Below are 26,788 nucleotides of genomic sequence, written 5' to 3'. Positions count from 1 at the left end.
CATTGCAGGCAAAGTTCCCGTGTGGTGCCGAATTCCTGCAGGTCACCGTCATGCACATCCTTTCCCAGCCGATAATGCACATGTCTTGTCATGATAATTGACTTTCGAATATGAATGTCGAATCAGATGTGATCAGCCTGGCTTACTAGTAGCGTATAAATGGTTGGAGCGGATATGGCATTGGCGCTGGGCCGATGGGGGGTCATATCCGCCTGGCGCGGGGATAGCAATGGACGACGATCTTGGTGTAGCTGTGGTCATCGAAGACGATGCCGACGTTCGGAACCTCCTGGAAGGGGTCCTGAGCCAGGCGGGCTTCGAAGTCCATACAGCATGTGACGGGCGGGCCGGGGTTGATCTGGTCCGCAGTAAGCAGGCCAACGTGGTGACTCTGGACATCGGCCTGCCAGATATTGACGGGTTTGAGGTCCTCCGGAGGATCCGCCATTTCAGTAACGCCTATGTGGTGATGCTGACGGGCAGGACCGAGGAGCCGGACCTGCTCTCCGCGCTGAACGCCGGAGCTGATGATTACATCGCCAAGCCCTTCCGGCCCAGGGAGCTGCGGGCGCGCGTTGCCGCAATGATGCGCCGGCCGCGGCATGAAGTCACCGGACAGAGGCCCGCACCCGGCACGTGGGCGTCCGCGCCCGCTGCCGCCGCAACGCGGACGCATGACGTGGCCGTCCTGCAGCACAACGGCCTGGTCCTGAACCACCGGACCAGGACCGTGGAGGTGAACGGCCAGCCCCTGGCACTCACCCGCAGCGAGTTCGACCTTCTCCATGTACTGCTGAAAGGCGGCGGCGCGGTGTGTACCAGGGCGGACCTGGTGAAGGCGGTGCGCGGCGACTTTTACGATGAGGACACCTACATCAGCGAGGCGGACGAACGCGCCGTCGAGGTGCATATCGGCAACCTGCGGCGGAAGCTCAAGGAGGACCAGGTGCAGCCGCGCTGGTTGCAGACGGTGCGCGGGGTGGGCTACCGGCTGGCACCGGCAAGGCCGGTGGGGAAGGCCTAGTCCGTTTCCAGGATGTACGTGGCCTGGAGTTCGGTGATGGTCAGGCCGCCGTCCTTTGCCACGCGCTCCATCAGGACCTTTCCCTGGCCAAAGTCGCCCAGGCGGATCAGGGTTTCCAGCAGCTCCGCCAGTTTGGCAAGGCGCGTGCCGCCCACCATGGCGGAGCTGATCTTCAGGCTGATGACTGCATCCAGTGCCGACTCGCTGTCCTGGCGGTGTACGGCTGCCGCCAGGCGTGTATAGCGCTGGTCCCACATGGCCGCGTAGTCACGGGCGAAGCGTTTGGCCAGTCCGGTGCCGGCCAGTTCGTCTTCGAGTTCGTCCAGGACGGCGGCGTCAACGAGCGGCAAGAGCCCGGCCGCTTCCTGTGAGGGGGCGGAAAGGCTGGGCGCGTTGATCCCGGCCGGCAAGGGGCCGGCAGAAAGGCCCTCGCTGCTGGAGCCGGAATCTGGACTGTGCATTGTTCAAGGCTACTTCCTGGAATTCTTTCGTTGGCCTATTTCGGATGAACCTGTGTAAACCTTGACCGACTCTTCAGCGGTCCTTGTGCCTGTCACTGGCCGCTGAACGTCATCACCGTATTGACCACGGCCGGGCCCAGGATGGCGATGAAGAGGACGGGGAATATAAAGAAGAGGAGCGGAAAGAGGATCATCACGGGAAGTTTCATGGCCTTTTCCTCTGCCCGCTGGCGGCGCTTCACGCGCATCACCTTGGCCTGGACACGAAGCACCCGGCTGATCGCGATGCCGTAGGTGTCCGCCTGGACCACGGCCTGGACAAAGCTCCGCAGCTCCGGGATGTTGGTCCGTTCCGCCAGGGCGATGTAGGATTCGCGGCGGCTGCGGCCCACCTGCATGTCCTGCAGGGTGCGCACCAGTTCCTCCGCCAGCGGGCCCTTCCCGTTCTCGCCGGCCCGGGCCATGGCGCCTTCGAATCCCAGGCCCGCCTCCACGGAGATCAGCATCTGGTCCAGCGTGTTGGCAAGCTCCAGCTGGATGACCTTCTGCCGCTCCTGCCCCTTGCTGTAGAGCAGCAGGTCCGGAATGAAGTAGCCCAGGAACAGGACGAAAAGGCCTGACAGCTTCATCAGGGGCGTACTGCCGATGCTGGTCAGGTAGATGCCGACTGTGATGCCTGCCAGGCCGATGGCAAGTTTGGACCCCAGCACCTTGCCGAGCGGCATGGAGACCGGGCGGCCGGCCAGGGCCAGCAGGCGGTCAAGGAATGCCACATAGGCCGGGGGAGTGAGGCGGCGGCCGATGCCTTCGAGCAGCCCGGGCTTGCTTTCCGGCGCCACGGTGACGGACGGGGCGCCACGGTTGAGGAGCTCGCCGACGGCCAGCCTGCCCTGCTTGTCCACGGTGAGGGCGGACCAGGCGAGGACCGCCACCGGGACTGAGACCAGGAGGACGGAGAGGAGGATGATGACGTTCACGGTTCCTCAGAACTTCAGGTTGATGATCTTGCGCATCCACAGCGCGCCGATGGTCATGAGGACGAAGGACGCGCCGATCATTGCCCAGCCCAGCGGGTGGGTGAACATTGAGTCCATGTAGGTGGGACTCACGGTGAGCAGCATGGCCACGATGCCGAACGGCATGGCGATCAGGATGTAGGCGGAGAACTTGCCTTCCGCCGCCAGCGCCTTGATGTGGCCCTTGATCTCCGCGCGCTCGCGGATGGTTTCGTTGACCTGGTCCAGGACGTCGGCCAGGTTGCCGCCCACTTCCCGGTTGATCTGGATGGCCTGCGAAATCCAGACAAAGTCCTCATTTTTCATCCGGTCCGCCGTGTCATTGAGCGCGGCCAGCAAGTCGCGGCCCAGGCTGGTTTCGGTGATCACCCGCCGCATCTCCTCCGACGTCGGCTTCTGCGACTCGGCCGCCGCGGCGTCGATGGCGCGCAGGATGCTGTGCCCGGCGCGGAGGCCGCCGGAGAGGAGCTGCAGGGTGTCCCCGAGCTGGCCGTCGAAGGCCGTCCGGCGCTTCCCGGCCAGGAACCCGAGGACGAGTTTTCCGATGAAGGATGCCAGCAGGGCAAGGAGCAGCCCCACCAGCGGACCCACGGTGACAGTTCCCACCAGCATGCCAAGGCAGGCACCGATCCCCACCAGGAGGAGGAATTCCGCTTGGCTGAGACGCAGCCCGGCGTTCTCCAGCTGGGGGCGGGAGAAGAGGGTGAGGTTCCGCCCGGCCAGGAGCCGTTCGAAGGACCGGACGGCGGTCAGCGAGAACCGTGCCAGGGAGGACGGTGGGTCGGTGTCGAACGGACGACGGCGGTCCAGCGGCACCGAGGGGGCGCCCGGCAGGATCACGGCGACGCCCAGCAGGCAGACGGCGGTGAGCAGGATGACGGCTCCGGCTGCGAGGATCACGGTGGCGCCCTATCTTCCGGGAGAGGTGGTGCCGGCGGGGTTCAGGGGTGACGCAAAGACCGACGGCGACACGTGGATGCCCAGGTCCTCGAACCGGTCGATGAACCGGGGCCGGATTCCCGTGGCCACGGGCTTGCCCAGGAACCGCCCGTGCGCGTCCACCCCGGCGGAGTAGTCGAAGACGAAGGCGTCCTGGAGCGTGACGATGTCCCCTTCCATGCCCTGCACCTCGGTAACGTGCGTGATGCGTCGGGATCCGTCACGGAGGCGGGAGATCTGCACGATGAGGTTGACGGCGGAGGCAATCTGTTCCCGGATGGCCCGCAGCGGCAGGTCCATGCCGGCCATGAGCACCAGTGTCTCGAGCCTGGCCACGGCGTCGCGCGGGGAGTTGGAGTGCACCGTGGAAAGCGAGCCGTCGTGGCCTGTGTTCATTGCCTGCAGCATGTCCAGGGATTCACCGCCGCGGACCTCGCCCACCACAATCCGGTCCGGGCGCATACGCAGCGAGTTCCGCAGCAGTTCGCGGATGGTCACTTCACCCTTGCCTTCGGTATTGGGCGGGCGGCTTTCGAGCCGGACCACGTGCTCCTGCTGGATCTGGAGTTCCACGGCGTCCTCGATGGTGACGATCCGTTCATCGTGCGGGAGGAAGGATGAGAGCACGTTGAGGAGCGTGGTCTTGCCGGTGCCCGTGCCGCCGGACACGATGATGTTGAGCTTGGCCTTGACGCAGGCGTTGAGGAGCTCGGCCATCTCCGGGGTCAGGGTGCCGAAGTCGATCAGGTTGCGGACCGTCAGCGGGACCTTGCTGAACTTACGGATGGTGAGCGAGGATCCGCCCACGGCCAGCGGCGGGATGACCGCGTTCACGCGGGAACCGTCCTCGAGCCGGGCGTCCACCAGGGGGGACGACTCGTCGATGCGGCGGCCCACCTTGGACACGATCCGCTCAATGACCTTGCGCAGGTGCTCCTCGGAGCTGAACCGGGATTCGGTGAGCGTCAGCTTGCCCTTGCGCTCGACATAGATCTGGTCCATCCGGTTGACCATGATTTCCGTGACGGCCGGGTCGTCCAGCAGCCGCTGGAGCGGGCCGTATCCCAGGACGTCGTCGGCAACGTCGCGGACCAGCCGGGTGCGTTCTTCGGACGTGAGCGGAACCTGTTCGGCGTCGATGATGCGGGAGAGTTCCTCCTTGGCGGTGCTCCGGAGCTCCTGCTCCGTTACCGCGGCGTCATTGAAGCGGGCGCCCATCCGTTCGAAAAGGGCGTTGGCCGCCCGCAGCTTCATGGCGGCGAAGACGTCCACCTTCGGTGCGGTGGGCACCTGCTGGGTGCCGGCGTCGTGCGCGGGAATCACGACGGCGGGGCGCGGCGGAAGGTGCCCCTCCGCCGTCGTGCCCGGAAGGGTGTCCGGGGACGCCGCGGCGGGACGCTCCAGCACGGCCGTGGCCGTGCCGGCTGCCTGGCCGCGGTCCTGGGCCGCGTTGATCCGTTCGGAGAGTTTCATCAGATGACCACCCTTCGGTGAAGCTTCCGCTGTGTCTGGGTACGCCACGCCGGGTTGAACCGCTCCACCAGCTGGCGGAGGCTCTTCACGGCGGGGTCTTTCCTTGATTCCTGGAGGACGGGGATGCCCCGGTTGGTGGACAGGGCCACGGCGCGGGACCGGGGGACGCTGACATCCACGGGCGCGCCGATGGTGGACTCGACGTCCTGGACGTTGAGTCCGGCCTTGGCGTCCGCCATGTTCAGGACCACGTGCCGGGATTCGGGCATGATGTCCAGCTGGCGGAGGACTTCCAGGCCGGAGCGCAGGCCGCGGAGGCTGGGGACGTCCATGGCGCTGACCCACACCACGTCGGTGCACTGTTCCATGGCGGCCAGGCCGATTTCCGGCATGCCGGGCGCGGTGTCGATGACCACGTACTGGAATTCCTGGGCCAGCTGCTCAATGAGACGGCTGATCTGTTCCGGGGTGATGTGGTCTGCGTCCACCGGGTTGGGCGGGGCGCAGAGCGCGTAGATGCCTGCCGGGTGCACGGTGAGGAAGGCCTTGAGGACCAGGGGGTCCTGCGCGGCCGCGGGGGTCACGGCGTCAGTGACGGTGTGCTCCGGGTTCAGGTACAGGCCGGAGGCGACGTCGCCGAACTGCAGATCCAGGTCCACTATCACCACGCTCATGGGCGCGATCTGGCCCAGGCCGATGGCGATGTTGGTGGCGAGGGTGGTCTTGCCGACGCCGCCCTTGGGGGAGAAGACGCCGATGACCAGGCCCTTGCCGGCGTTCTCCGTGGGTGGGGCCTCGTGGTTGCGGTGCCGGGTGGCGAAGGACTGGCAGGCACGTTCCAGGAGGACACGGATTTCCGCTGCATCCGCCTGGGGGCTGAGGATGTCCCGGATCCCGGCGCGCATGGCGTGCAGCAGGAAGTCCGCCTCGATGTCGCTGACCAGGACCAGGCTGAGGCCGGGGAGCTGGACGTCGAACACCTTGGCGAACCGGAGTGCCTCCTCGTAGGGCACATCCGGGCCGATGATCAGGACCTCGGGCTGCTCCTGGTTGAGCAGGGAGAACAGTTCGGCCGGGCCGGCCGGGAGGATGTCCGAAGCGATGGTCTGCACCGTGCCGCGCAGGCCGTTCGCGACGGCGGCGCGCAGCTTCTGATCGAACTCGCCGTTGGGGGAGAGGAGGACGAAGCGGCTCACTTGTACACCACTTCCTTTCGCTCCACGCGGGGGCCGTTGTCCTGGGCATCCACGGGTTCCTTGGTGAGCCAGAGGCTGCCGTTGATGGACGTGAAGATGATCTTGGCGGCGTCCACATCGGTGACGGCGACGGTGAGCATGAGGGAGCCTTCGGGGAGGGTGGTGTCCTGCGGGTTGGTGCCGTCCTCCGCCTTTTCGGCGCTCGCGGCCTGCGGCGCACGCTGGACGGCGGTGACCAGGACCTTGCGAAGGGTGAGCTGGGTGGTGGCGTCTTCCGCCTTTGCCTTGTAGGCGCCGTTTTCGAAGTTGAGGGCGATCCCCACGTGGTCGCCGACGTTGATCCGGCCACCCGCGACGCGCTGCGGCTCCAGCTGGAAGGAGACTTCCTGCAGTCCGGCGGGAACTTCCACAGCGCCGCTTTCCTTCGCTTCCTCCGGAGCCACCAGCCGCTCGGCCAGGAGTTGCTCGCCGGGGACCAGGTCCACGGCGGCCACTCTGCCGGCCTTGCCATCGAGCGTGCTGAGGGCGGTGTCGGACACCCCGGCGGCGGGGACCTTTTCGATGACCAGGCTGGCGGCCATGTCATTGACCGGGGTGCCGGCGGAAACGGCTTCCCTGACCACCAGGACGTCGCGGGGTTCGGTGGAGGCCAGCGCCCGCTGGTCGGCGCCGTTGGCGTAAACGATGATGAGGATGGCCCCCACGAGCGCCAGGGCGACGGCGGCCGTTCCGGCGAGCAGGCGAGACTTCACTGTGGTACTCCGTGGGGTTCGTGGGGCGGCTTGTTCGTGGTCAGAGGGTGAGGCGGGCGATGGTGGCGCCGTACTGGTCCACCGGGCCGAGGGTGTAGCCGTCGGCGAGGGAGACGTATTTGACGAATTTGCCGATGATGCCGCGGCACTCACCCTTGCATTCGGTGGCGGCGGTAACGCCCGTCGTCGTCGACCTTTCGCTGCGGAACTCGAAGGGGAGGCCGGTGCCGCCGCTGAACTTCCAGCCAGTGACATCGAAGGCGGCGAAGGACACCAGGCCGTAGATGGCGCCCGCGCCGGTTCCGGTGACCTTGTTGAAGACCGGGAGGAGGACGATCACCTTGCGGCCGGCGGCGATTTCGCTGGCCCATTTGTTGAGCTCCGTGGTGCAGTTGCCGGGGGCGTTGTTGCCGGGGTCGCTGCCGCCTTCGCTGACGGCGAGGTCGATGGTGCCGCCGCACTTGCCGGCGTCCTGGACCAGCCAGCCGAACCCGCCCTGCACTGCGGCGCCGGACGGGCCGTAGTTGCAGTCGGCGTTCTGGTTCTTGCCATGTTCCTGGAGGAGCTGGAGTGCGCCGCCGATGTTGTCCTTGACCTGGCAGACGGAGAACGCCAGGGGGAACGCGGTGCGGCCGGCCTTCGGGCTGCCCCACGCTGCCGAGGACCGGGCGCCCACCTCCTTGGAGGGGATGCCGATCGCGCTGGCGAAGAAGAGCGAGACAGAGTTGTCTTTCCCGCCGGTTTCCTTGGCGCTGGTGGTGACGCTGATCGTGCGGGCGGTCGTGTCCAGTTGGATGCTGTGGACTTTGCTCATGCCGTCCAAAGCGTTCTGGTTGGCGAGGCTCCCGGCGAGGGTGGACGTCGTCGAGCATTGCGTGTCCGTGGCGTCCCGGGCGCATTTCTGTGCCAGGGCGATGGCGGCGGCGTCCGCGCCGCTTTGCAGCTGCGCGCGTTCGGAGTAGATGACCCCGACGTCGACGGCGATGGCCGTGAAGCCGAGGAGCGTGACCAGGAGGAGGGCGACGATGACGCTGACGGCGCCTTTTTCTTTATTGTCCCCGCTTACCCGCCGCACAGCATGACTCCTTTGCCCGTCATGGGAAACGGTCCTGCAATGCCGGTGATGGTGGACAGGTTGTATTTGATGGTCAGCGTTACCTGGTTCCCGGTGCTGCAGGCGGTGGTGCTGAGGGTGATGTCTGAGGCGGGGATGGCGGTGCTGACAGAAGCTGCCGCGTTTTTTGCCGCCGTTTTGGCGCCGGCCGGATCGTTGGCGATAGCCATTACGCGGACGCCGTCACGGGCTGCGTTGGTGAGCGTGATCTGGGCGTTGTAGGCGCGGCCGAATTCGATGATGCCCAGGACCAGCATCAGGAGGAGGGGCAACAGGATGGCGAATTCGACGGCGGCTGCTCCGCGCTCCGAATCGTGTGACACCTGCTGCACCTCCTCCTGAATTTGCTGGTTGTACTTGGGCCCTGTTGGGGGGCGGTTCCGATATGGGGGGCCGGAACCGCGCTCGGGGGTGGTACTACGGGGTGGGGACGGTGGTGGTCTGCGGGTTGGCGATATCGGTAGATACGCCGGTAAACATAGTCCCCAGCTGACCACCGAGCGTGCTGACAGCGACGATGATGACGACGGCGATGAGTGCGACCATGATGCCGTATTCAACGGCGGTGGCGCCCTTTTCGTCGGTGCGGAGGCGGGCCACGAGGTTGGTGTAGAGAGAAAGCATTTGAGACTCCTGTGCGAGACGGTTTGGCTGGTCCTGCACCAGCACTGATACGAAGTTAGCAACCGAAATTGGTGCATTCACCGGATCTTGGAGCATCCTGCGCAAACGCTTTCACTCCCGCACTTTTCCTGCGCTTTTGCTTGGTTTTCGCTTGGGTAACGCTGGGAATCTTTGAGATTCGGGCACATAAATGGACCCCCTCGGTTCTGGGTGCCGAGGGGGTCCGGTCTATGGGCGCCGGTGTGGCGTGGGCAACTTTCCGAGAGTTCCATGTCCGAAAAGGGAGATCAGGGGATACCCAGCAGTAGTTTCAAGTGGATAGTAAGTTCGTCGTACCAGCCCTGCAGTGCCAGACCGAAGAGGGTAATGATGGCAATCGTGGCAACTATTATGAAACTCATGAGGACGCCATATTCAGTTGATGTTGCGCCCCTTTCCTCGGTAAGAAAGATTGACCACGCGTGCAGTCGAATAGTGCGGACTGGCCGATGAGTCACAAGGTGCCGCCGGAGAACAGTTCCATGATGCTGATTACGGAGGGTCCAAGGACCACGATGAACAGTGTGGGCAGGATGAAAAAGATCAGCGGGAACAGCATTTTGACCGGCATCTTCATGGCGTGTTCTTCAGCACGCTGTTTCCGCTTGATACGCATGTCCGACGCTTGGGCCTTAAGCACGCCGGCGATAGCGACGCCATAGGCATCGGCCTGCACCACTGCCCGGATGAAACTCCGCACGTCGGGCACATCGATCCGTTCGGCCATGGCCAGGTACGCGTCCTTACGGGAACGTCCCACCTGGATGTCCTGGAGCGTCCGGATCAGCTCATCCGCGAGGGGACCACTGCCGTTGTTGCCTGCACGGCCCATGGACATTTCGAAACCCAACCCGGCCTGGACTGCGATCAGCATCTGGTCCAACGCATTGGGCAGTTCCAGACGGATAGCTTCGCGGCGTTTCTGAGCCCTGTTCCGTATGAGGATGTCGGGTACGAAATAACATAAGGCCGCGACCGCAACCATGATCAGGAAGTTGGGAGGCGTCGGGGATGACAGGAAAAACAGATAGCCGAGCACGGCGCCGGCAAGGGCCAGCATTGGCTTGACCATGATCACCCTCGCCAGGGGCCACTCTTTGGGACGTCCAGCTCCGGCCAGCTGCTTATCCAGCCATCCGGCATAGCCTTTTGGTGTCAGTCGCTCGCCCAGTTCAGTAAGAGTTTCGTTGATACTTAGGCCTTGGCGCTTCGCTTTTGTCGCTCGGCCAAGATTGGTCTGGATATTGCGTATTCCAGCGCGGTCGCCGGTGAATACCAGGAAGGTCATGATTGTTACCGGTGCCACTATGCCGAGTATGCCGGCGTACGCGATCACTTGCATCGTTAATCAGCCGCTTTCTAGAACTTAGGCTTGACGATGGTCTTGAGCCACAGGCCGCCGACGGTCAAGAGGACAAGGCCGGCGACAACCATTGCGTAGCCGGGAATAGTGGTGAAGAACGTTCTGGAGTACAGTTCATTGGTCAACGTCAAGCCCAGAAACATGACCACAGGAAGCGCCATCAGGACAAGCGCGGACACTCGGCCCTCTGCGCTCAGGGCACGGATCTGGCCGCGAACCTGATTACGGTCACGGACCGTGTCGCCGAGATGATCAAGAACCTCTGCCAAGTCGCCGCCCACTTCTCGGTGAATTTCGATGGCCTGAGCGATGGCCGCAAAGTCCTCGCTTAGGGTTCGTCGGGCCACATCTGCAAGGGACTCTCCAAGATCACGCCCAATTCGCGTTTCGTTCAGGATCCTGCTGAGTTCTTCAGACATGGGCGACTGACTTTCCTGCGCCGCGGCATCCACTGCACGAAGCAAGCTGTGGCCGGCCCGCAATCCGCCGGCCAGCATCTGGAGCGTGTCGGGAACCTGGTCATCGAACTGGTGCCGTCGCCGCGCAGCCAACATATTCAAAACAAGGTGGAGAACCACCGGCGTCAGTAGCGCCAAGAGGAACGCCGGCGCCAGCCCACCAAGAAGGAATCCAGTGACTCCTGCCAGGAGGGTGGCCGATCCGCCCATCAGCAGGTAGTCACCAGGATCCTTCTTGAGACCGCACGCGTCCAGGCGGTCGCGGCTGAGGAACCGGTTACCCCGCTCCTTGACACTCTTGTTAAGGGCACCGACTGCGTGATCGGTCAGCTTGGACAGTCCTGAGGAATGGACCACCAGGTCCGGCCGACGCCGGGCCAGCGGTATGTGGGCACTGTTCTTGAAGGCTACCCACCCCAGGAGCACTACGGCGGCGTAAACCATGAACAGCCCGATGACCAGGACCGCGGGTGAGAGCTCCTGCACCATGGTTACCGGCCCCTCCTTTGAGATGTGCCAGCTATCGGAGCGCCGAACACTGCTGGCGAGATGGGGATGCCCAGTTCGACGAAGCGATCCGTGAAGCGCGGGCGCACTCCAGTCGGCACTGGCTTTCCCAGGAATCGGCCATTCGCGTCAACTCCGGCGGAGTAGTCGAAGACAAAAGCATCCTGGAGCGTGACCACATCCCCTTCCATGCCCTGCACTTCGGTGATGTGTGTGATCCGTCGGGTGCCATCTCGGAGCCGTGATATGTGGACGATGAGGTTGATAGCGGATGCAACCTGCTCACGAACCGCACGGAGTGGAATATCCATTCCCGCCATCAGGACCAACGTTTCCAGCCTCGCGATCGCGTCGCGGGGTGTGTTGGCGTGCACGGTTGAGATGGACCCATCGTGGCCGGTGTTCATGGCTTGAAGCATGTCCAAGCATTCGCCGCCGCGGACTTCGCCCACTACGATCCGGTCCGGCCGCATACGAAGTGAGTTCCTCACCAGGTCCCGGATGGACACCGCACCCTTGCCTTCGATGTTTTGTGGGCGGCTCTCCAGCCGGACAACGTGGTCCTGCTGAAGCTGAAGTTCCACCGCGTCCTCAATAGTGACGATCCTGTCGTCTGCCGGAATAAATGAGGACAACACATTGAGCAACGTTGTCTTGCCGGTGCCGGTGCCGCCGGACACGATGATATTCAACCGTGCGAGGACACATGCCTTAAGCAGTTCAGCCATCTCGGGGGAGAGGCTGCCCAGAGCGATCAGGTTGTTGGCCGTCAGCGGATCCCTGCCAAACTTCCGGATAGTCAGTGCGGGGCCATTGACGGCAAGTGGAGGGATGATGGCGTTGACGCGTGAGCCGTCCGCCAGCCGGGCATCAACCAACGGCGATGACTCGTCGATGCGGCGCCCGACCTTGGATACGATCCGCTCTATGACTCTGCGCAGGGCTTCGTCCGAACTGAACTTGGTGTCAGTCATGAAAAGCCGGCCCTGGCGTTCCACATATACCTGGTCGAACCGGTTGACCATAACTTCCGTAATGGACGGGTCATCCAAGAACCGCTGAATAGGTCCGTGCCCGAGAACATCGTCGATGATCTCCCGGATCAGCCTTTGCCGTTCAGCGCCAGAGAGAGGCACCTGTTCCTCGTCAACAACAATTTTCAGCTCATCCCGCACAAACTGGTGGAGCTCGGCTTCTTCCAGGGAAGAATCGGTGATCCGAGAACCAAGTCTTTCGTAAAGCGCCTGGCTGGCTCGCTCCTTGAGTGCGCTAAGCGCCTCACTGGCAACCGCTGCGGTCTGCGGCATATCCAGAGCGACAACCGCACTCGCGGCAGCTTCGGCTGTCTTGGCCTCCTGGATCTTGCCCAAGGTGGTCGGCGCTGATGGTACCTGAAAGGCTGCATAGGGATTGGACTGTTCGGGCTCCTTGGCGAGGGGCTTGGCCTCGCCGCGGAGTTGCTGGAACCGGTCGGTGAGGCTCACTGTACTACCGCCCTTCTGTGCAGTTGCTTGTGCGTTCGAGCTTCCCAATCAGGTTTGAAACGGTCCACCAGCTTACGGAGTCCCTTTGCCGCGGGATCACGGCTGCCATCCTGAAGGACAGGAATTCCTTTGTTCGTGGAGTACGGCAGCGACTTGGATCGTGGCAGGACCACATCCACGGGGGCTCCAATAGTCGCCTCGACGTCCTGGACCGTCAGTCCGCCGCGACGATCAGCCATGTTCAGCACAACCTGGCGCTGCGCCGGCATGAGGTTCAGTTCGTTGAGGATCTGAAATCCGGTGCGGAGTCCCCGGATGCTGGGAACATCCATTCCGCATATCCACACAGCGTCGGTGGCCTGTTCAAGCGTTGCCAATACGTATTCGCCCAGCCCCGGTGCCGTGTCCACGATTATGTAGTGGAACTCCTCCCGGAGTTGAGTGAGCAGGCGCGAGACGTGTTCCGCGGTGATCTTGTCCATCTCCACTGGGTTGCGAGGGGCACACAACGCATAGACACCGGCCGGATGAACGGTGAGATACGTCTTCAGGACCATGGAGTCCTGGCTGGCGGCTCCCACCACGGCATCCGTGATGGTGTATTCGGGCTCAAGCATCAGCCCGCTGGCAACGTCGCCAAACTGGAGATCGAGGTCGACGATCACAACACTCATGGGCGCTGCCTTAGCAAGCCCAATCGCAAGGTTGGTAGCGACCGTAGTCTTGCCGACGCCGCCCTTGGGGGACATCACGGCGATAATACGGCCGCCCTTTCCGTGGTCTGCGTGCTCAGATGTGCCGGGGGCGAGCCCACGACGTCGGCCTGCCGCAGCAAGGCTTGCCCGTTCTAGCATGACACGGATGGCATCGGGATCGGCACCGGGATCGAGTAAGTCGCGGACCCCGGAGCGCATGGCCTTGATCACCACTTCAGACGTTTCGGGTACGACCAACACCACGCTGATTTCCGGGAACTGGAGGTCCATGACCGAAGCAAGTTTCAAAGAGTCGTCTACGGGCAGCCCGGGACCGAGTATCAGTACCTCGGGCGGTTCCCCGGTGAGTTGCCGGAGGAAGTCCTGCGGCCCTTCCGGAAGATAGTCGGCCTGGAAGGCCTGGAGCGAGCCGTGCATTCCTGACGTGGCCAGGCGCGTGCGGCTTTCGAAGTCGCCGTTAGGGGTTATGAGGACAAAGCGGCTCATCGGAACAGCCTTGTCTTGTCCACAATGCCCACGGTGCCCTCTTCGGCGTTACCTGGTTCCTTGGAGAGATAGATGCTGCCGAACTCGGTGGCAAAGATGATCCGTTCGGCGTCCGCAGAGCTGCGGGCCAAAGTAACCAGATACGTCCCGTCGCCGGCCGCTTCCTTCTTCGGCGGCACGGCTCCGTCAGTCGCAGTCGCAGTCGCAGTCGCCGATTCCGACTTCGCGGCGGTGCCATTGCTGTACTGGGTCGCGGTGACCAGGACCTTGTGGAACGTGAGCTGCGTACCACTGGACTTGCTGAGCACTTCCCCGGTGGAGGCGTTCGTTGTTGCGTCGTCGAGCGAAATGAAGACGCCCACGGTGTCGCCCGCCTTAAGTACGCCACCCACAACCCGTTCGATGGGGAGTTTGAGGGTGATCTCCTGCATGCCCTCAGGAACCTGAACCCTGGAAGGGCCGAGCAGGGAATTGGCGTCTATCATGCGGGAGGACAGCAGTTGCTCTCCTGGCACCAGAGGCACGGCCGTGACCTTTTCGCCGAGATCGTCCAGGCTGGTCACGGTGTCTGAAGCCAGGGCCAGTCTCGGAACTTCCTTCTTCACCAAGGATGCGGCCAGCTTATCCGTGCCGGTGCCGGGGGCTATCGGCTTCGCCACGACGTAGACGCTTTCCGTCTCCGTGTCAGCCATGGCCCGTTTGTCCGCGTTTTGAACATACATGACCAGCATGACCGTCCCAATCAATGCCACAAGCAGCGCGGCGATGCCTCCCAGTAGGCGTGTTTTCATTTTTTGTTCCCCTTAGAAAATGGTTATTGCCTTTACTAGTTGATGAGGTGCGCGATAGCTGTCCCGAAGTAGGTCCCCGGGGTTCCGGTGAAGGAGCCGATGGACTCGTATTTGATGAACTGCCCGATGATGCACCGCTTGTTCGCAGGAGTGTCGCAGGCGAGGGCTGCGGTCATTCCGGGATCGCTGGCTTTGTTCCGAAACTCGTATTCGTGGTTGTTGCCGAATTTCCAGCCCCAGATCTTGAATGTTGCATAGCCAATGATGTTGAAGCTGCCGTTTTGCCCCTGATTCGTTGCGTCATCGAATATGGGAAACGCCACGGTGACCTCACCACCGGCGAGAATCGTCGTCTTCCATTCGTCGAGGACAGCTGCGCATCCTGTCGGGGGAGGGTTACCGGGGTCCGAACCAATGTCGTTTGTGCCGACTTCAGTTGTCGCTTCGCACGGCGAACTTTGGTCGAGCCATCCCCACCCCCCAGGGATTTCCGTTCCCGATGGGCCCGTGCACGTTCCTCCGGGTTTGTAGGAAATCTTCTGGACTTCCGCGGTCGGGCTCGAATCTGAAAGGTTGTAGCAGTTGTCAGAAATCGCCAGAGGAAATCCAGAACCACTTCCAGGAGGCGTCAAGGCCGCAGTCGCGTGCGCACCCACGGTGGCCGGCGGGGCATTGAGTGCAGCAGAGAACATCTGCCGAAGGAAACCTGCGCCGCTCGTTCCGTCGCGGGTAGTTGTCCTGACCGTCACCTCATTGGGGACGGACATGTCCATGTCCACCTCAAAAACGGTAGATGATCCATCGTTGGCATTGGCGTCTGCCAGTTCCTGAGCGATGTCTTCTGCTTCGGCTTGGGAGCACCCTGTTTCATGACAAGCGTCCAAGACGGCTATCGCGCCGGCGTCGGCACCGTTTTGGAGTTGGGCCCGCTCTGCGTAGATTTGTCCGACATCAACTGCCATGGCTCCGGCGCCAACAAGCACGAGCATGAGGACCGCCACCAGGACGCCCGCAGCACCGCGCTCTTTGTCGACCTTCGGTTTCCTTAACCACCGCATCGCATTGCTCCTACTCCAACCAAAGTGACATCGCTGCCGAAGATGCGGGTCAGGGTGTCAGCGGTATATGAAATTTCCACGTTGACTGTCCCGTCAGCCGCGCAGGCGGTAGGGGTAAACGTGAAGACAAAAGCTGTGGTGTCGAGTCCGGGTGCGCCGTCTTCGGCTGCGGTCTCGGCTTCGAGCTGATCGTTCGTTATGGCCATCGTCCGGGCCGCTTCGCGTGCCGCCTGGGTGACCGAAATTTGAAGATTGAAAGCATGTGAGAATTCGACGATGCCGGCAACGAGGGCCAGGAGAATCGGTGCGACAAGAGCAAATTCGACGGCAACTGCGCCGCGAGACCGCTCACCTGTGGATTGTCTGCGCTTCCTCAACGTTCCCCCTCAAATTTGGTACTGCTGACTAAATAAATGTGGGCCGCTTCGCCACTGGCGTAAGCGGCCCACACTGGTTTATCGCTGAGGACTAGACCGTCCAAGCGCCTACGGTGGAGCCAAGGTTGGAGAACCAGGCGTTGAGTGCGTTGCCGAACAATGTAACGCCGGCAATGATGAGGAAGGCGATGAATGCAATGAGTAGCGAGTACTCAGTTGCCGTGGCACCCTTTTCGGATTCGAAGCGATCCTTGACGCCGGCAACGAAAGCCATCATCGAGACCATAAGAGAAGTCATTATAATTTCCTTAATTCGGTGAAATGGATTTAATTTGATTTCAACGAATTTCCAGCTGCCCCCATAAACCTTTAGCGGCTGGATTTCGCTAAGAAGAGATTGTCATTCGGGGGATAGGGGCAACAATGCGTAGTGGTACTCGACTTTTTTTAGGGATGCCAAAAGTACGTACTCGAAAGCTAAGGCTGGTACTCAGAAGGGCAGACGATTACATAGGCCCACTACTTGTTTGCCAGGGGCGTCTGTTTAGGCAAAAAACCCAAGAGTCCCGCTGAAAGGCGCTACAGGAGGAAGAGTGTGGCAGCTGCGGTAGCACCGAGCATCGAGGGGCCGTGGGCCACTTCAGTCGCTCTATTCCGGCCTTTCCTACCCAGGATCAGTATCGTCACGAGGCCGTTTATGATGAAGCCCAGGAGTCCGCCGTAGAGCAGCTGGCTCCAGCCTAAGTACCCGAGGTACAGGCCGACGGGCGCTGCGAGCTTCACGTCGCCCATTCCGATACCTCTGGGGGAAATCAGCCCCAGAATGAGATAGCCGGCGAACAAGATGATGGCGCCAAGCACCGCGCGCAGGAGATCATCGGCCTGCTTATTGAACAGTCCGGGCATCAAAAAAAGTAAAAAGCCGCCAGCGAGCAGCATTAATACGAGCGGGTTAGGCAACAAGTGCAGTGCGACATCAATGCGGGCGAGCTGTACGCCCAGCGCGGCCAGGAATATGAAAGCCGGCAGGGCGAGGCTTATTCCAAAGCGCAAACTAAACACAGCGCACGCGAGGCCGGTAAGGGTTGCCGTCGTGATTCTGATAGGAAGGGCGGGCAGACCGCCCAGCCTGGGAAGGTGTCTAGTGATGAGGATCTCGGCGACAGGCGACAGGGCCACGCCCAGGAGGGCGGCTCCAATGGCCAGGAGCCAGACAGTTGAACCGTCATTACCCACTGCAAGCACCGCGACCCCCTGCGTTCGTCAGGCCGGCGGAGCTCAGGTTCCCTCCGGCTACCCCATTTTGACCCTGAACCCCCTGACGCGCTAATCTTGGTAGTCGTTGTGCGTGTCCTATTCCGATGGTGCGTGCCCGCTTGAGAATCCGGTTGCAGGATGACTACTCAACGGTCACATTCGGAACCACAGGATGACTGGTTACATGGAGCCCTCACCTCTGTTCCGGTAGCGCGCAGACAGTAGGTGCACGAGCTAGTGACACCTAAACAAGAACGCCAGAACAAGAACGAGGCAAACACCGTGCGTACGTACACCCCGAAGCCCGGCGATATCAACCGCCAGTGGCACGTCATTGACGCCACAGACGTTGTCCTTGGTCGTCTTGCAAGCCAGACCGCAATCCTGCTGCGCGGCAAGCACAAGGCCACCTATGCATCCCACATGGACATGGGCGACTTCGTCATCATCATCAACGCTGAAAAGGTAGCCCTGACCGGCGCCAAGCTGGAGCAGAAGCGTGCTTACCGCCACTCCGGTTACCCGGGCGGCCTGACCTCCGTCAACTACGCGGAACTGCTGGAATCCAACCCGGTCCGCGCCGTAGAGAAGGCCATCAAGGGCATGCTCCCGAAGAACTCCCTGGCTGCCCAGCAGCTCGGCAAGCTGAAGGTGTACCGCGGTGCTGAGCACCCGCACGCCGCCCAGCAGCCCCAGACTTTCGAAATCACCCAGGTCGCCCAGTAGTCCTGGCCACCAAACAACTTACTTAATACAAGGAGAATCGTGGCTCAGAACGAAGAACTGACCACCGAGGCCGTTGAGGCCGAGGAAAACCTGACCAGCTACACCTCTGAGAGCTCGGCTGCCGAAGCCGCTCCCAAGAAGGAGCGCCCGGCCCTGACCGTTGCCGGCGCAGCTGTTGGCCGCCGCAAGGAAGCCGTTGCACGCGTCCGCGTTGTGCCCGGCACCGGCAAGTGGACCATCAACGGCCGCGAGCTGGCGAACTACTTCCCGAACAAGCTGCACCAGCAGGACGTCAACGAGCCCTTCAAGATCCTTGATCTCGAAGGCGCCTACGACGTCATCGCCCGCATCCACGGCGGCGGCATCTCCGGCCAGGCCGGCGCCCTGCGCCTCGGCATCGCCCGTTCCCTGAACGAGATCGACGTCGAGAACAACCGCGCCACGCTGAAGAAGGCCGGTTACCTGTCCCGCGACGCCCGCGTCATCGAGCGTAAGAAGGCCGGTCTCAAGAAGGCCCGCAAGGCCCAGCAGTACTCCAAGCGCTAATACGGCTTGCACAGAAGCCCGTCCCGCCGTTGGCGGGGCGGGCTTTTGTTATGGGCCTTTGGAAAACGGCCGTCAAGCCGGCCGATGACAGTGCTGCTGCTTCAGGTTCATAGGGTTCTACCCGTGGAGGGCGTAAATGGTCACACCGTCAATGTCTTCGGCCTTGAAGTTCTCTGTGACCCACTTATGGATCGCCAAGAGCTCGCCGCTGGTCCCGGGCACCGTGAGCTGCTCGGGTTGCACAACCAAATAGCAAAGGCGGCCGGCTTGCGCCAGCTCCTTGAATTGGCCAACGGTTGGGCTGGGGTCCATCGCCGCAAATCCGCTGAGTGGCATGACCGGCCGCCCCAGGTCCAGCTGGAAGCGGGCGGCAGTCTGTCCCGGATATGTGGCCGCGACCCACGTGCAGCTTGGCGGAGCGTTCCTGAGATATTCGGCCACTTCCGCGCTTGGGGTGACGCCGATGGCCAAACCGGTAACCGCCGCAGGATTATGCTTTTTCACCCCGTCGAGAAAGCGGCTGAGACTGGTTGGGCTTCGCGTGAGCCCCCCGGAAAGAGGGTTGGAGCCCTGCTGCGGATTGGACAGGGTAAGAAACGAACATACGAGGGGTCCGACAAGCAGGCTGGCGATGCCCAGCCACGCCGCAGCGGGCTTCACCCACGTGCGAGGGGCTGGAACGGAGAGCACTGCACCGGCGGCCAGACCAGTCATCAACAATGCCCTTCCTGCGGCTTCTGGATAGGAAGCACTTAGTTGCCACATTGCGTTTGAGAAAATGGCGCTTAGTACTACCACCGCGGCGCTTCCGATACGCCACCATATCGACTTGGATGATGAAATCAGCATATGGCTGCCTATTCCGATACAAAGCGCTAGAGGCGCCGCAATCGAAGCCGTGTAATACGAATGGATGCTGTTACCCATGAAACTGAGCACGAAGTATGTCGTGAGCATCCAGACCGCTACGCCCAAGGCGAAGACAGGGGTCACGGCGCTGCGCCGCCGAACCGCTTGGGCAACGATAACGGCACAGACCATGAATGCAGGCAGCAACAGCCAGCCGGACTCTTGGCCATAATTTGAGTTGAACAGGCGAAACAGGCCCGCGTCCGAGGCGTCGCCCCGGAATTCTTGAGGTGTCAGCGCCGCAGACCGACCGTCATCCTTTTGCATGATGCGATCAATTCCGTTGTAACCAAGTGTCAGCTCGAGCATGCTGTTGGTCGTTGAACCGCCCACATATGGGCGCGAGCCAGGGGGCGTTAGGTCTACGGCGATCGGCAAAGCCAAGGAGCCTGCAGCCAGAAGGAGACCAGCCATAGCAAGTGCGACGCTCCGCTGCTTCCAGGACTTCCGGACGTAGTGCCAGTAGACCAATACGATAGCTGGCAACACCATAAATGCCTGAAGCTGTTTCGTTAGAAATCCGAGAGCAAGGAATCCCGCCGACACGTACAGCCAGTGGACCCGTCCCGTTTCTGTGGCTCGGATCCCTGCATAAAGGGCCGACAGCATTAGCAACACCATCAGTGGATCAGGGTTGTTGTATCGAGCCATCAGAACGGTAATGGGCGTGGTGGCAAAGACGGCGGCAGAGAGGAGTGCCGCGTACGCGGGCAGATGTCTCCTGGCCAAACGGTAGATCAAAAAGGTGCTCCCCATCGTCATCGCGGCTTGGGGGAGCAGCAAGGCCCACGTGTTCAGTCCAAAGATGCGGATGGACAGTCCCACGATCCACAGACTCAGAGGAGGCTTATCGACGGATACGGAGTTTCCCCAGTCCGCGGATCCGAAGAAGTACGAGACCGGGTCATGAAGCCCAGCTTGGACGGCAGCCGAGTAGTATGCGTTCGCCCAGCCGTTCCTATCCAATCCCCAGACATAAAGAACGGCGGCTGCCAGCAGGATGACGACCAGGGTGCTGGCCTCCCAAGTAGGTCGGCCAAGCCGTCCGGGTTTTTGGCCTACGCTGGCCGGGCCTTTATTTTCTAAGATCGTAGATTCTGACACCGTCAACCTCCTTCGCCTTGAAATTGGCCTGAACCCAATCAGTAATAGCGGCGGCATCCTTTCCAAGCGGTACTCCGTCCACGATCGGTTGCTGCCAGATAAAGTAACCGATTCCCCTTTTCTCAACAAGCATCTTGAATCGCTCAAATGTAGGTGCTGGATCACGACCAAGCCACCCACCCAGCGCAATTACTGGTCTTTGCGATGCGAGCTGATACTGGGCGGCATTTTGCGCCGTATATGTTACGGCCGCCCAATCCGAATCGCCTGCTTCCTTTAGTAGCGTCGTTACATCCGTTGAAGGCTGAACGCCGAATCCTAGATGGCGTGCCAAAGGTGGATTCCCGAGGCGGGCAGCGTCAAGATGAGCAGAAAGTGCATTGGGGTTGTTGCTCGTTGGTCCTGATAGGGGATTTGTCCCCGACTGAGGTTTCGACAACGTGATCATGTCGGTTGAAACCGGCGACATCACTATTGCTACCGTTACGAGCGCTAAAGTCACCGGCCTGGAGATCGTTTTTTCGGGGGCTAGCCACGCCGCAGACGCAAGGCAGGTAGTACAAACTACAACGAGCGGCCAGAACCCCCACTCGTTGCTGTACTGGAAAATCCGTAATCCTACGTATCCGGTCCCGGCAACAAGAATGGCGCCAATCATGCGGGGGACTAACCTCTGCCGTTGATTCCACAGCAGATTGAGTGCCAGAGGAACTACGATCGCCACCGGAGCCGCGGCGGAGAATATGTAATAAGAGTGAGTCATCGTGCCCATGTAGCTCACGACAACGTAGACGGAGACCAGCCACACAACACCCACGGTCATTAGACGCGTTGCTGGACGGCCACTGCCGGACTGCCGCCAGAGCAAAATCAGGGCCAGAGTGGAAATTAGAGCGGTGAAAAGCAGCCATGCACCTTCGGGTGCAAAATTCGCGTTGAAGAGACGTCCGGGGCCGCCGTCGTAAATGGTATTCGGTGAGGCTAGCGAGACTGATTTTCCCGACTGCTGGTCAGCCCCAAAACGGAGAAAGCGTGCCAGCCCGTTGTAATCGAGAGTCAATTCCAGGATGCTGTTCGTTGCAGAGCCGCCAACATAAGGTCGGTTCCCGGCCGGAGTCAGATCCACCACGGCCACCCACCAACCGCCGGCGATAACCAAAGATGTGAGCGCAGCCAACAGCCGGATAAATCGCGAGCCCAAGGTGCCCGCTCCGAACAGAAGCACTGTAAGTACTAGTGCGGGTATGACGAGAAATGCCTGAATCTGCTTTGCCATGAACCCGAGGCCCAGAGCGGCCCCCGACAGCAGGTACCAGCACCAGCGCTCATCATCCATGGCCCTGAGAGTGAAGTAGACGGCGGCAGTTGTCAGAAGTCCCATCAATGGCTCAGGGTTGTTGAACCGTGACATTAGAAGCACCACGGGCGTGCTGGCGTAGATCAGGCCACCCAGCAACGCTGGGGCCGCGGTGTGGCTGCGGCGAATAATTTTATAGATCAGCCATGTTGTCGCGATTCCCATGATGGCTTGGGGGACTAGAAGGGCCCAGGAATTCAGTCCGAAGAGCCGGACGGAGAGCGACATGATCCAGATGCTGAGTGGCGGTTTGTCGATGGTGATGAGGTTGCCGGCATCGAGGGACCCGAAGAAAAAGGCTTTCCAGTCCTGGGAACCTGCTTGGGCCGCCGCAGAGTAGTACGGGTTCGCCCAGCCATTGCGGTCCAACCCCCACAGGAACGTCACGGACGTCGTCACTAGGAGAACTGCAAGTCCAAGCTGCTCCCACCGCAGTGGCCTGCGGGCAGCGCTCACGGCAAGCGCGGCCGCTGTGCGGCCCGCATCAACGACGCTCAACGGACGGACTGTCCTGCCGGGCGGAGCGCAAGCACCGCTGACCCGCCTTCACTGAGTCGTACTCGGAAGACCCAGATCCGGAGTAGAACGAACCGCATCAGCGTTGCGAAGATGTTGGCGGCTGTCAGGGTTAGCAGCTCTGAGCTGGGCGAGGCGTCGCCGTTGACTGCGTGGAGTAAAAGAAGCGAGGACGAAGTTATTCCCCAAGCCAGCAAAAATACGACCAAACCCTGGAATTGCTGGGTAAATAATTTGGCGGGCCCGCTGATGCCAAATGTGAATCGTCGGTTTGCAGCCGTGTTACCGACAGCCGTCATGAGCAGGGCTAGGAAGTTGGCCTGTTGGGCGCCGAACGGGCCTTGGAGCACCAGATAGAGCAGTGCGAAGGCGAGCGTCGAGACAACACCGACGAGGCCAAACCGGATCACCTGCCCGAAAAAGCTGGGACGAGCAGGCGGCACGATAGGCCGCCGGCCGAGCTCGGCGTAAAGCGCCTGAACTGGAATTGCCCCTTTTACCAGCGAGCTCGCCACCCGGACCATTCCTCGGAGGTCGTCGTAAGCCGTCTGCCTGATATTTACACGGCTGTCGGGATCATCGATCCAGTCCACCGGAATTTCGTGGATACGGAGTCCAGAACGTTCTGCAATGATGAGGAGCTCAGTATCAAAAAACCAGCCGTTGTCCTCAACATGTGGAAGCAAGCGTTTGGCGACATCCGCCCGGATTGCCTTGAAGCCACACTGCGCATCCGAAAAGCGCACCTGCATGGTCCGACGAAGCAGGAAATTGTACGAACGCGAGATGAATTCCCGCTTAGGACCCCGGCTAACCCGGGAGCTCTGTCCCAATCGGGTACCTATAGAAATATCGGAGTGCCCTGACAGGAGGGGCGCTACTAAAGGCGGAAGAGCAGCCAGGTCAGTCGATAGGTCTACATCCAGGTAGGCAAGGACTTTTGCCTCAGAAGCTCCCCATGCATCCCGGAGAGCGTACCCTCGTCCCTTTACTTCCAGACGGCGGTACTCGACGTTGGGCAATTGCTCGCTGAGGCGAGCAGCAATGTCCGGGGTTCGGTCGGTGCTTGCATTGTCCGCAATAGTGATTTTCCACGTCGACGGCATTTCGAGCGTTAGGTATTCGGCGAGCCTTGAGATGCTGTTTTTGAGTACGGCTTCCTCATTGAAAACCGGTACCACAATTTCGAGCGCCAAGCCCCCATAGCTAGGTGTCATGCATCGAATGGTAGGGGTGCTTCATGACCGGTGGCGAGGCTTTTCAGGAAAGACAAGTACCCCCTCAGAAAACCAAGTAGTCCAAGTTAGTGGCTGTGTTGGAATGCACGTAGTCACTACTAGGGCGCACGAATTGGCCCGGACCATAATGTTGAGGCATGGGGGACTCCGAGAGCATACGGGTACACTCGCGCTACACCGCACTTGATGGGTTGAGGGGCCTTGCCGCGCTGGTAGTGCTCATTCATCACTGCCTCCTCGTATCGCCGCAGCTCGTTGGAGCTATCGAAAGCGGCGGAGTGGCACCGATGGACTCGTGGGTCTGGTGGGCAACTTTCACACCGCTTCACCTGGTCTGGGCCGGCAAGGAATCAGTTTACGTTTTCTTCATCCTGTCAGGATTCGTTCTGACGATTCCCTTCACTGGCACCTCTCGGCCACAGTGGGGGGCCTACTTCCCGAAGCGTATGGTCAGGATCTATTTACCCGTCTGGGCTTCCCTGATTTTTGCGTTGCTGATGGCTTGGACAGTTCCGCGGGTGGCCAGCCCCGAATTCAGCTCCTGGGTGAACCTGCATGACGAGGCGTCTAACGTACTCGTTGATGCCTTCTTGCTACGTGGTGCTGGTTCGCTCAACTCGCCGCTTTGGTCGCTTCAGTGGGAGATGCTTTTTTCTCTACTTTTGCCCCTTTATGTCGTGGTCGCCCTTCGCATGCGGCGCACGTGGCTTCTCGGCATTGTGGGCCTTTTTCTCATTATCGCGATCGGGAACATGCTGTATTCGGCGATTCCGGTATACCTTCCGATGTTCGGAGTCGGTGTCCTCATGGCCGCAAGGCGGGATGTCTTGGAGCGGTGGGGACGGAAACTAGGACCGTTCGGATGGTCATGCCTGCTTGTAGCTTCCATAGTTTTGCTGTGTTCGCAGTGGCTTTTCCCCCAACTGCCGGTTTTCATAGCCACGGCTTGCATTGGCGGCGCACTGCTTGTCTTTGCATTCATCGCATGCTCGCCAACAATCGCAATAGGCAATAACGCCGTGATTCGATGGTTAGGAATACGGTCATTCAGCCTCTACTTGATCCATGAACCGATCGTTGTGTCCGTGGCCTTCCTTCTTCACGCGACAAACCCCTTGTACGTCGCACTCATCGCCTTTCCCTTGTCGCTGCTGGCAGCTGAGACCTTCTTTCGCCTGGTGGAAAGACCGAGCCAGCGGCTGGCGGGCGGCGCTGGCCAAATTGTCACGGATCGCATGCGCTCCGCGAAGGCCCGCGGTGGCACGACGCTAGCCATGCCGAAATGAGTCATTCCCGAGATACTCAAGCAGTGACGTATGACTCGTCCTCATGTCGGCACGAATTCTTGGGCGCCTTTTGATCCCGCCATGGGTAGAAGACCTACTGCCCCCATCCTCTACACTTGACCGGTGTCTAGATTATTTGGAACTGATGGTGTCCGGGGGCTGGCTAACGGCCTGCTGACAGCAGAGCTGGCCATGCAGCTGGCCCAGGCGGCCGCCGTCGTGCTCGGCCACGACCGCAACTCCAACGGCTCCCGGCCCCGCGCCGTGGTGGCCCGCGACCCCCGCGCCAGCGGCGAATTCATCGCCGCAGCGGTGGAGGCCGGCCTCTCCAGCTCCGGCGTGGACGTCTACGACGCCGGGGTCCTCCCCACACCGGCCGCGGCCTATCTGGTGGCGGACCTCAACGCCGACTTCGGCGTCATGATCTCCGCCTCGCACAACCCTGCGCCGGACAACGGCATCAAGTTCTTCGCCCGCGGCGGCCAGAAACTCCCCGACGACGTGGAGGACGCCATCGAGGCCCAGATGGCCAACGAGGCCGTCCGTCCCACCGGCGCCGACGTGGGACGCATCCAGCGCTTCTCCGACGCAGAGGACCGCTACATCGTCCACCTCCTGGGCACGCTGCCGCACAACCTCAACGGACTCACCGTGGTCCTGGACTGCGCCCACGGCGCCGCCAGCGGCTGCTCGCCCCAGGTCTTCAAAGACGCGGGTGCCAACGTCATTGTCATCGGTGCGGAGCCGGACGGACTCAATATCAACGACGGCGTCGGCTCCACCCACCTCGGCCCGCTCAAGGAAGCCGTGGTGAAGCATGGCGCCGACCTTGGCATCGCCCACGACGGGGACGCGGACCGCTGCCTCGCCGTGGACCACGAGGGCAACGAGGTGGACGGCGACCAGATCATGGCCATCCTCGCGGTCGCACTCAAAAACTCCGGCAAGCTCAAGGACGACGTCCTGGTGGCTACCGTAATGAGCAACCTCGGCCTCAAGATCGCGCTGCGCGAGGCAGGCATTAGCCTCCGAGAAACCGCAGTGGGGGACCGCTACGTCCTCGAAGGCATGCGCGAGGGCGGCTTCAGCCTCGGCGGGGAACAGTCCGGCCACGTTATCTTCTCCGACTACGCCACCACCGGCGACGGCCTCCTCACAGGTCTCCAGCTCGCCGCCCAGGTTGCCCTGACCAAAAAGCCACTCAAGGAGCTGGCCACCGTGATGACCAAGCTCCCGCAGGTCCTCATCAACGTCAAGGGCGTGGACCGCACCCGGGTCGGCAGCAGCGACGTCCTCGCGCAGGCCGTGGCCACCGCGGAGGCCACCCTCGGGGACACCGGACGCGTCCTGCTCCGCCCGTCCGGCACCGAGCCCGTGGTCCGCGTGATGGTGGAAGCGGGCGACGAGGACACGGCACAGTCCATCGCCGAACATCTCGCCCAGGTGGTCCGCACTGAACTCGCCCTGGAGCTCGTCAGCGAGTAAAGGGCAGCATACAAATGTGGCCCGCCTCCGATAGGAGGCGGGCCACACTTTGTTTAGGCGGGTTAGGAAGCCCGGCTTCTTAGCGCATCGCGGATCTCGGTCAGAAGGGCAATCTGTGGATCCTCCGCGGACTCTTCCTTGACGCCCTGGTTGATCCCCAGGCGCCGGTTGCGACGCTCGATCATGAGGTTCATCGGCATGACCACCACGAAGTAGATGGCCGCCGAGATCAGCAGGAAATTGACGATTGCCGTCAGCAGGACGCCGAACTCGATCGCGTTGCCGTTGAGGTCAACCCTGGCGAAGCTGTCAAAGTTCGGCGAGCCAACCACCGCGGCGACAAAGGGCATCAGCACCTTGTTCACCAGCGCTGTTACCACCGAACCGAACGCGGTGCCGATCACAACGGCGACGGCAAGGTCAACCACGTTGCCCTTCATAATGAAATTCTTGAATCCAGTCAGCATGGCTTCCACGGTAATACAT

Annotated in this window: 27 protein-coding genes; 5 read left to right on the top strand and 22 right to left on the bottom strand. The window is 61.5% G+C overall.

Annotation, left to right across the window (positions count from 1 at the left end):
* The first annotated feature begins 229 nt into the window (after window positions 1-229).
* Window positions 230-1,024 carry a response regulator transcription factor gene (locus tag AC5RU7_RS02805; protein ID WP_494050989.1) on the top strand — a complete coding sequence of 265 codons (795 nt, stop codon included), beginning with the start codon at window positions 230-232 and terminating at the stop codon, window positions 1,022-1,024.
* On the opposite strand, the gene AC5RU7_RS02800 is transcribed toward AC5RU7_RS02805, so the two are convergent.
* The 18 genes from AC5RU7_RS02800 to AC5RU7_RS02715 form a co-directional block, all read right to left on the bottom strand.
* Window positions 1,021-1,485, bottom strand: a complete 465-nt coding sequence (locus AC5RU7_RS02800; RefSeq protein ID WP_494050988.1) for an Hpt domain-containing protein — start codon at window positions 1,483-1,485, stop codon at window positions 1,021-1,023. The two genes, AC5RU7_RS02805 and AC5RU7_RS02800, sit on opposite strands and share 4 nt — an antisense overlap.
* 92 nt (window positions 1,486-1,577) lie before the next feature.
* A complete protein-coding gene (locus AC5RU7_RS02795; protein ID WP_494050987.1) occupies window positions 1,578-2,462 on the bottom strand; it encodes a type II secretion system F family protein in 885 nt (294 codons plus the stop codon).
* 6 nt (window positions 2,463-2,468) lie between these two features.
* Window positions 2,469-3,401: a type II secretion system F family protein gene (locus AC5RU7_RS02790; protein ID WP_494050986.1), complete on the bottom strand. Its 933-nt coding sequence runs from the start codon at window positions 3,399-3,401 to the stop codon at window positions 2,469-2,471.
* A 9-nt stretch (window positions 3,402-3,410) separates the two neighbouring features.
* On the bottom strand, window positions 3,411-4,913 hold the full coding sequence (locus tag AC5RU7_RS02785) for a TadA family conjugal transfer-associated ATPase (protein ID WP_494050985.1): 1,503 nt from the start codon (window positions 4,911-4,913) through the stop codon (window positions 3,411-3,413).
* Window positions 4,913-6,109, bottom strand: a complete 1,197-nt coding sequence (locus tag AC5RU7_RS02780) for a CpaE/TadZ family protein (protein ID WP_494050984.1) — start codon at window positions 6,107-6,109, stop codon at window positions 4,913-4,915. The genes AC5RU7_RS02785 and AC5RU7_RS02780 overlap by 1 nt, the downstream gene beginning before the upstream one ends.
* Entirely contained in the window at window positions 6,106-6,861 is a 756-nt protein-coding gene (gene cpaB, locus AC5RU7_RS02775) for a Flp pilus assembly protein CpaB (protein ID WP_494050983.1), read from the bottom strand. The genes AC5RU7_RS02780 and cpaB (AC5RU7_RS02775) overlap by 4 nt, the downstream gene beginning before the upstream one ends.
* A gap of 40 nt (window positions 6,862-6,901) precedes the next feature.
* Window positions 6,902-7,936, bottom strand: a complete 1,035-nt coding sequence (locus AC5RU7_RS02770; protein ID WP_494050982.1) for a pilus assembly protein TadG-related protein — start codon at window positions 7,934-7,936, stop codon at window positions 6,902-6,904.
* The gene (locus AC5RU7_RS02765; RefSeq protein ID WP_494050981.1) at window positions 7,924-8,298 is read right to left on the bottom strand and encodes a TadE/TadG family type IV pilus assembly protein; all 375 of its coding nucleotides are present in this window, start codon (window positions 8,296-8,298) and stop codon (window positions 7,924-7,926) included. The genes AC5RU7_RS02770 and AC5RU7_RS02765 overlap by 13 nt, the downstream gene beginning before the upstream one ends.
* Before the next feature lie 94 nt (window positions 8,299-8,392).
* Window positions 8,393-8,599, bottom strand: a complete 207-nt coding sequence (locus AC5RU7_RS02760; RefSeq protein WP_494050980.1) for a Flp family type IVb pilin — start codon at window positions 8,597-8,599, stop codon at window positions 8,393-8,395.
* A 493-nt stretch (window positions 8,600-9,092) separates the two neighbouring features.
* Window positions 9,093-9,980, bottom strand: a complete 888-nt coding sequence (locus AC5RU7_RS02755) for a type II secretion system F family protein (protein WP_494050979.1) — start codon at window positions 9,978-9,980, stop codon at window positions 9,093-9,095.
* Window positions 9,981-9,997: 17 nt separating this feature from the next.
* Window positions 9,998-10,903 carry a type II secretion system F family protein gene (locus AC5RU7_RS02750; RefSeq protein ID WP_494050978.1) on the bottom strand — a complete coding sequence of 302 codons (906 nt, stop codon included), beginning with the start codon at window positions 10,901-10,903 and terminating at the stop codon, window positions 9,998-10,000.
* 47 nt (window positions 10,904-10,950) lie between these two features.
* The gene (locus AC5RU7_RS02745) at window positions 10,951-12,450 is read right to left on the bottom strand and encodes a TadA family conjugal transfer-associated ATPase (RefSeq protein ID WP_494050977.1); all 1,500 of its coding nucleotides are present in this window, start codon (window positions 12,448-12,450) and stop codon (window positions 10,951-10,953) included.
* A complete protein-coding gene (locus AC5RU7_RS02740) occupies window positions 12,447-13,652 on the bottom strand; it encodes a CpaE/TadZ family protein (protein ID WP_494050976.1) in 1,206 nt (401 codons plus the stop codon). Before AC5RU7_RS02740 ends, AC5RU7_RS02745 begins: the two co-directional genes overlap by 4 nt.
* Window positions 13,649-14,443, bottom strand: coding sequence for a Flp pilus assembly protein CpaB (cpaB, locus tag AC5RU7_RS02735; protein WP_494050975.1), 795 nt, complete (start codon window positions 14,441-14,443; stop codon window positions 13,649-13,651). The genes AC5RU7_RS02740 and cpaB (AC5RU7_RS02735) overlap by 4 nt, the downstream gene beginning before the upstream one ends.
* Window positions 14,444-14,478: 35 nt before the next feature.
* Window positions 14,479-15,501 (bottom strand): pilus assembly protein TadG-related protein, encoded by a 1,023-nt coding sequence (locus AC5RU7_RS02730; protein WP_494050974.1) that lies wholly within the window; start codon window positions 15,499-15,501, stop codon window positions 14,479-14,481.
* Window positions 15,489-15,878 carry a TadE/TadG family type IV pilus assembly protein gene (locus tag AC5RU7_RS02725; protein ID WP_494050973.1) on the bottom strand — a complete coding sequence of 130 codons (390 nt, stop codon included), beginning with the start codon at window positions 15,876-15,878 and terminating at the stop codon, window positions 15,489-15,491. The genes AC5RU7_RS02730 and AC5RU7_RS02725 overlap by 13 nt, the downstream gene beginning before the upstream one ends.
* 91 nt (window positions 15,879-15,969) lie before the next feature.
* A complete protein-coding gene (locus tag AC5RU7_RS02720; protein WP_494050972.1) occupies window positions 15,970-16,176 on the bottom strand; it encodes a Flp family type IVb pilin in 207 nt (68 codons plus the stop codon).
* 281 nt (window positions 16,177-16,457) lie between these two features.
* Window positions 16,458-17,123, bottom strand: coding sequence for a prepilin peptidase (locus tag AC5RU7_RS02715; RefSeq protein ID WP_494050971.1), 666 nt, complete (start codon window positions 17,121-17,123; stop codon window positions 16,458-16,460).
* A gap of 294 nt (window positions 17,124-17,417) precedes the next feature.
* Between AC5RU7_RS02715 and rplM the strand changes: the two genes are divergently transcribed.
* Both rplM and rpsI read left to right on the top strand, forming a co-directional pair.
* A complete protein-coding gene (gene rplM, locus AC5RU7_RS02710; protein WP_494051349.1) occupies window positions 17,418-17,861 on the top strand; it encodes a 50S ribosomal protein L13 in 444 nt (147 codons plus the stop codon).
* Between the two features lie 39 nt (window positions 17,862-17,900).
* Window positions 17,901-18,407, top strand: a complete 507-nt coding sequence (gene rpsI, locus AC5RU7_RS02705; RefSeq protein ID WP_058266545.1) for a 30S ribosomal protein S9 — start codon at window positions 17,901-17,903, stop codon at window positions 18,405-18,407.
* Window positions 18,408-18,524: 117 nt separating this feature from the next.
* Here rpsI and AC5RU7_RS02700 read toward each other — a convergent pair whose 3' ends face one another.
* The 3 genes from AC5RU7_RS02700 to AC5RU7_RS02690 all read right to left on the bottom strand — a co-directional run bounded on the left by AC5RU7_RS02700 (window position 18,525) and on the right by AC5RU7_RS02690 (window position 23,510).
* Window positions 18,525-20,420, bottom strand: coding sequence for an ArnT family glycosyltransferase (locus AC5RU7_RS02700; protein ID WP_494050970.1), 1,896 nt, complete (start codon window positions 20,418-20,420; stop codon window positions 18,525-18,527).
* The gene (locus AC5RU7_RS02695; RefSeq protein ID WP_494050969.1) at window positions 20,392-22,176 is read right to left on the bottom strand and encodes an ArnT family glycosyltransferase; all 1,785 of its coding nucleotides are present in this window, start codon (window positions 22,174-22,176) and stop codon (window positions 20,392-20,394) included. Before AC5RU7_RS02695 ends, AC5RU7_RS02700 begins: the two co-directional genes overlap by 29 nt.
* A gap of 95 nt (window positions 22,177-22,271) precedes the next feature.
* A complete protein-coding gene (locus tag AC5RU7_RS02690; RefSeq protein ID WP_494050968.1) occupies window positions 22,272-23,510 on the bottom strand; it encodes a bifunctional glycosyltransferase family 2/GtrA family protein in 1,239 nt (412 codons plus the stop codon).
* A 158-nt stretch (window positions 23,511-23,668) separates the two neighbouring features.
* Here AC5RU7_RS02690 and AC5RU7_RS02685 point away from each other — a divergent pair, with 158 nt between their 5' ends.
* Window positions 23,669-24,817 carry an acyltransferase family protein gene (locus AC5RU7_RS02685; RefSeq protein WP_494050967.1) on the top strand — a complete coding sequence of 383 codons (1,149 nt, stop codon included), beginning with the start codon at window positions 23,669-23,671 and terminating at the stop codon, window positions 24,815-24,817.
* A gap of 123 nt (window positions 24,818-24,940) precedes the next feature.
* Entirely contained in the window at window positions 24,941-26,302 is a 1,362-nt protein-coding gene (glmM, locus tag AC5RU7_RS02680) for a phosphoglucosamine mutase (RefSeq protein WP_494050966.1), read from the top strand.
* Between the two features lie 62 nt (window positions 26,303-26,364).
* Here the strand turns inward: glmM and mscL are convergent, their stop codons facing one another.
* Window positions 26,365-26,769, bottom strand: a complete 405-nt coding sequence (mscL, locus tag AC5RU7_RS02675; RefSeq protein ID WP_494050965.1) for a large conductance mechanosensitive channel protein MscL — start codon at window positions 26,767-26,769, stop codon at window positions 26,365-26,367.
* Between the last annotated feature and the right edge of the window lie 19 nt (window positions 26,770-26,788).

The sequence above is a fragment of the Arthrobacter sp. K410C genome (assembly GCF_059090105.1).
The sequence above is the reverse complement of the archived record's forward strand: the minus strand, read 5'-3'. Positions and strand labels throughout refer to the sequence as shown.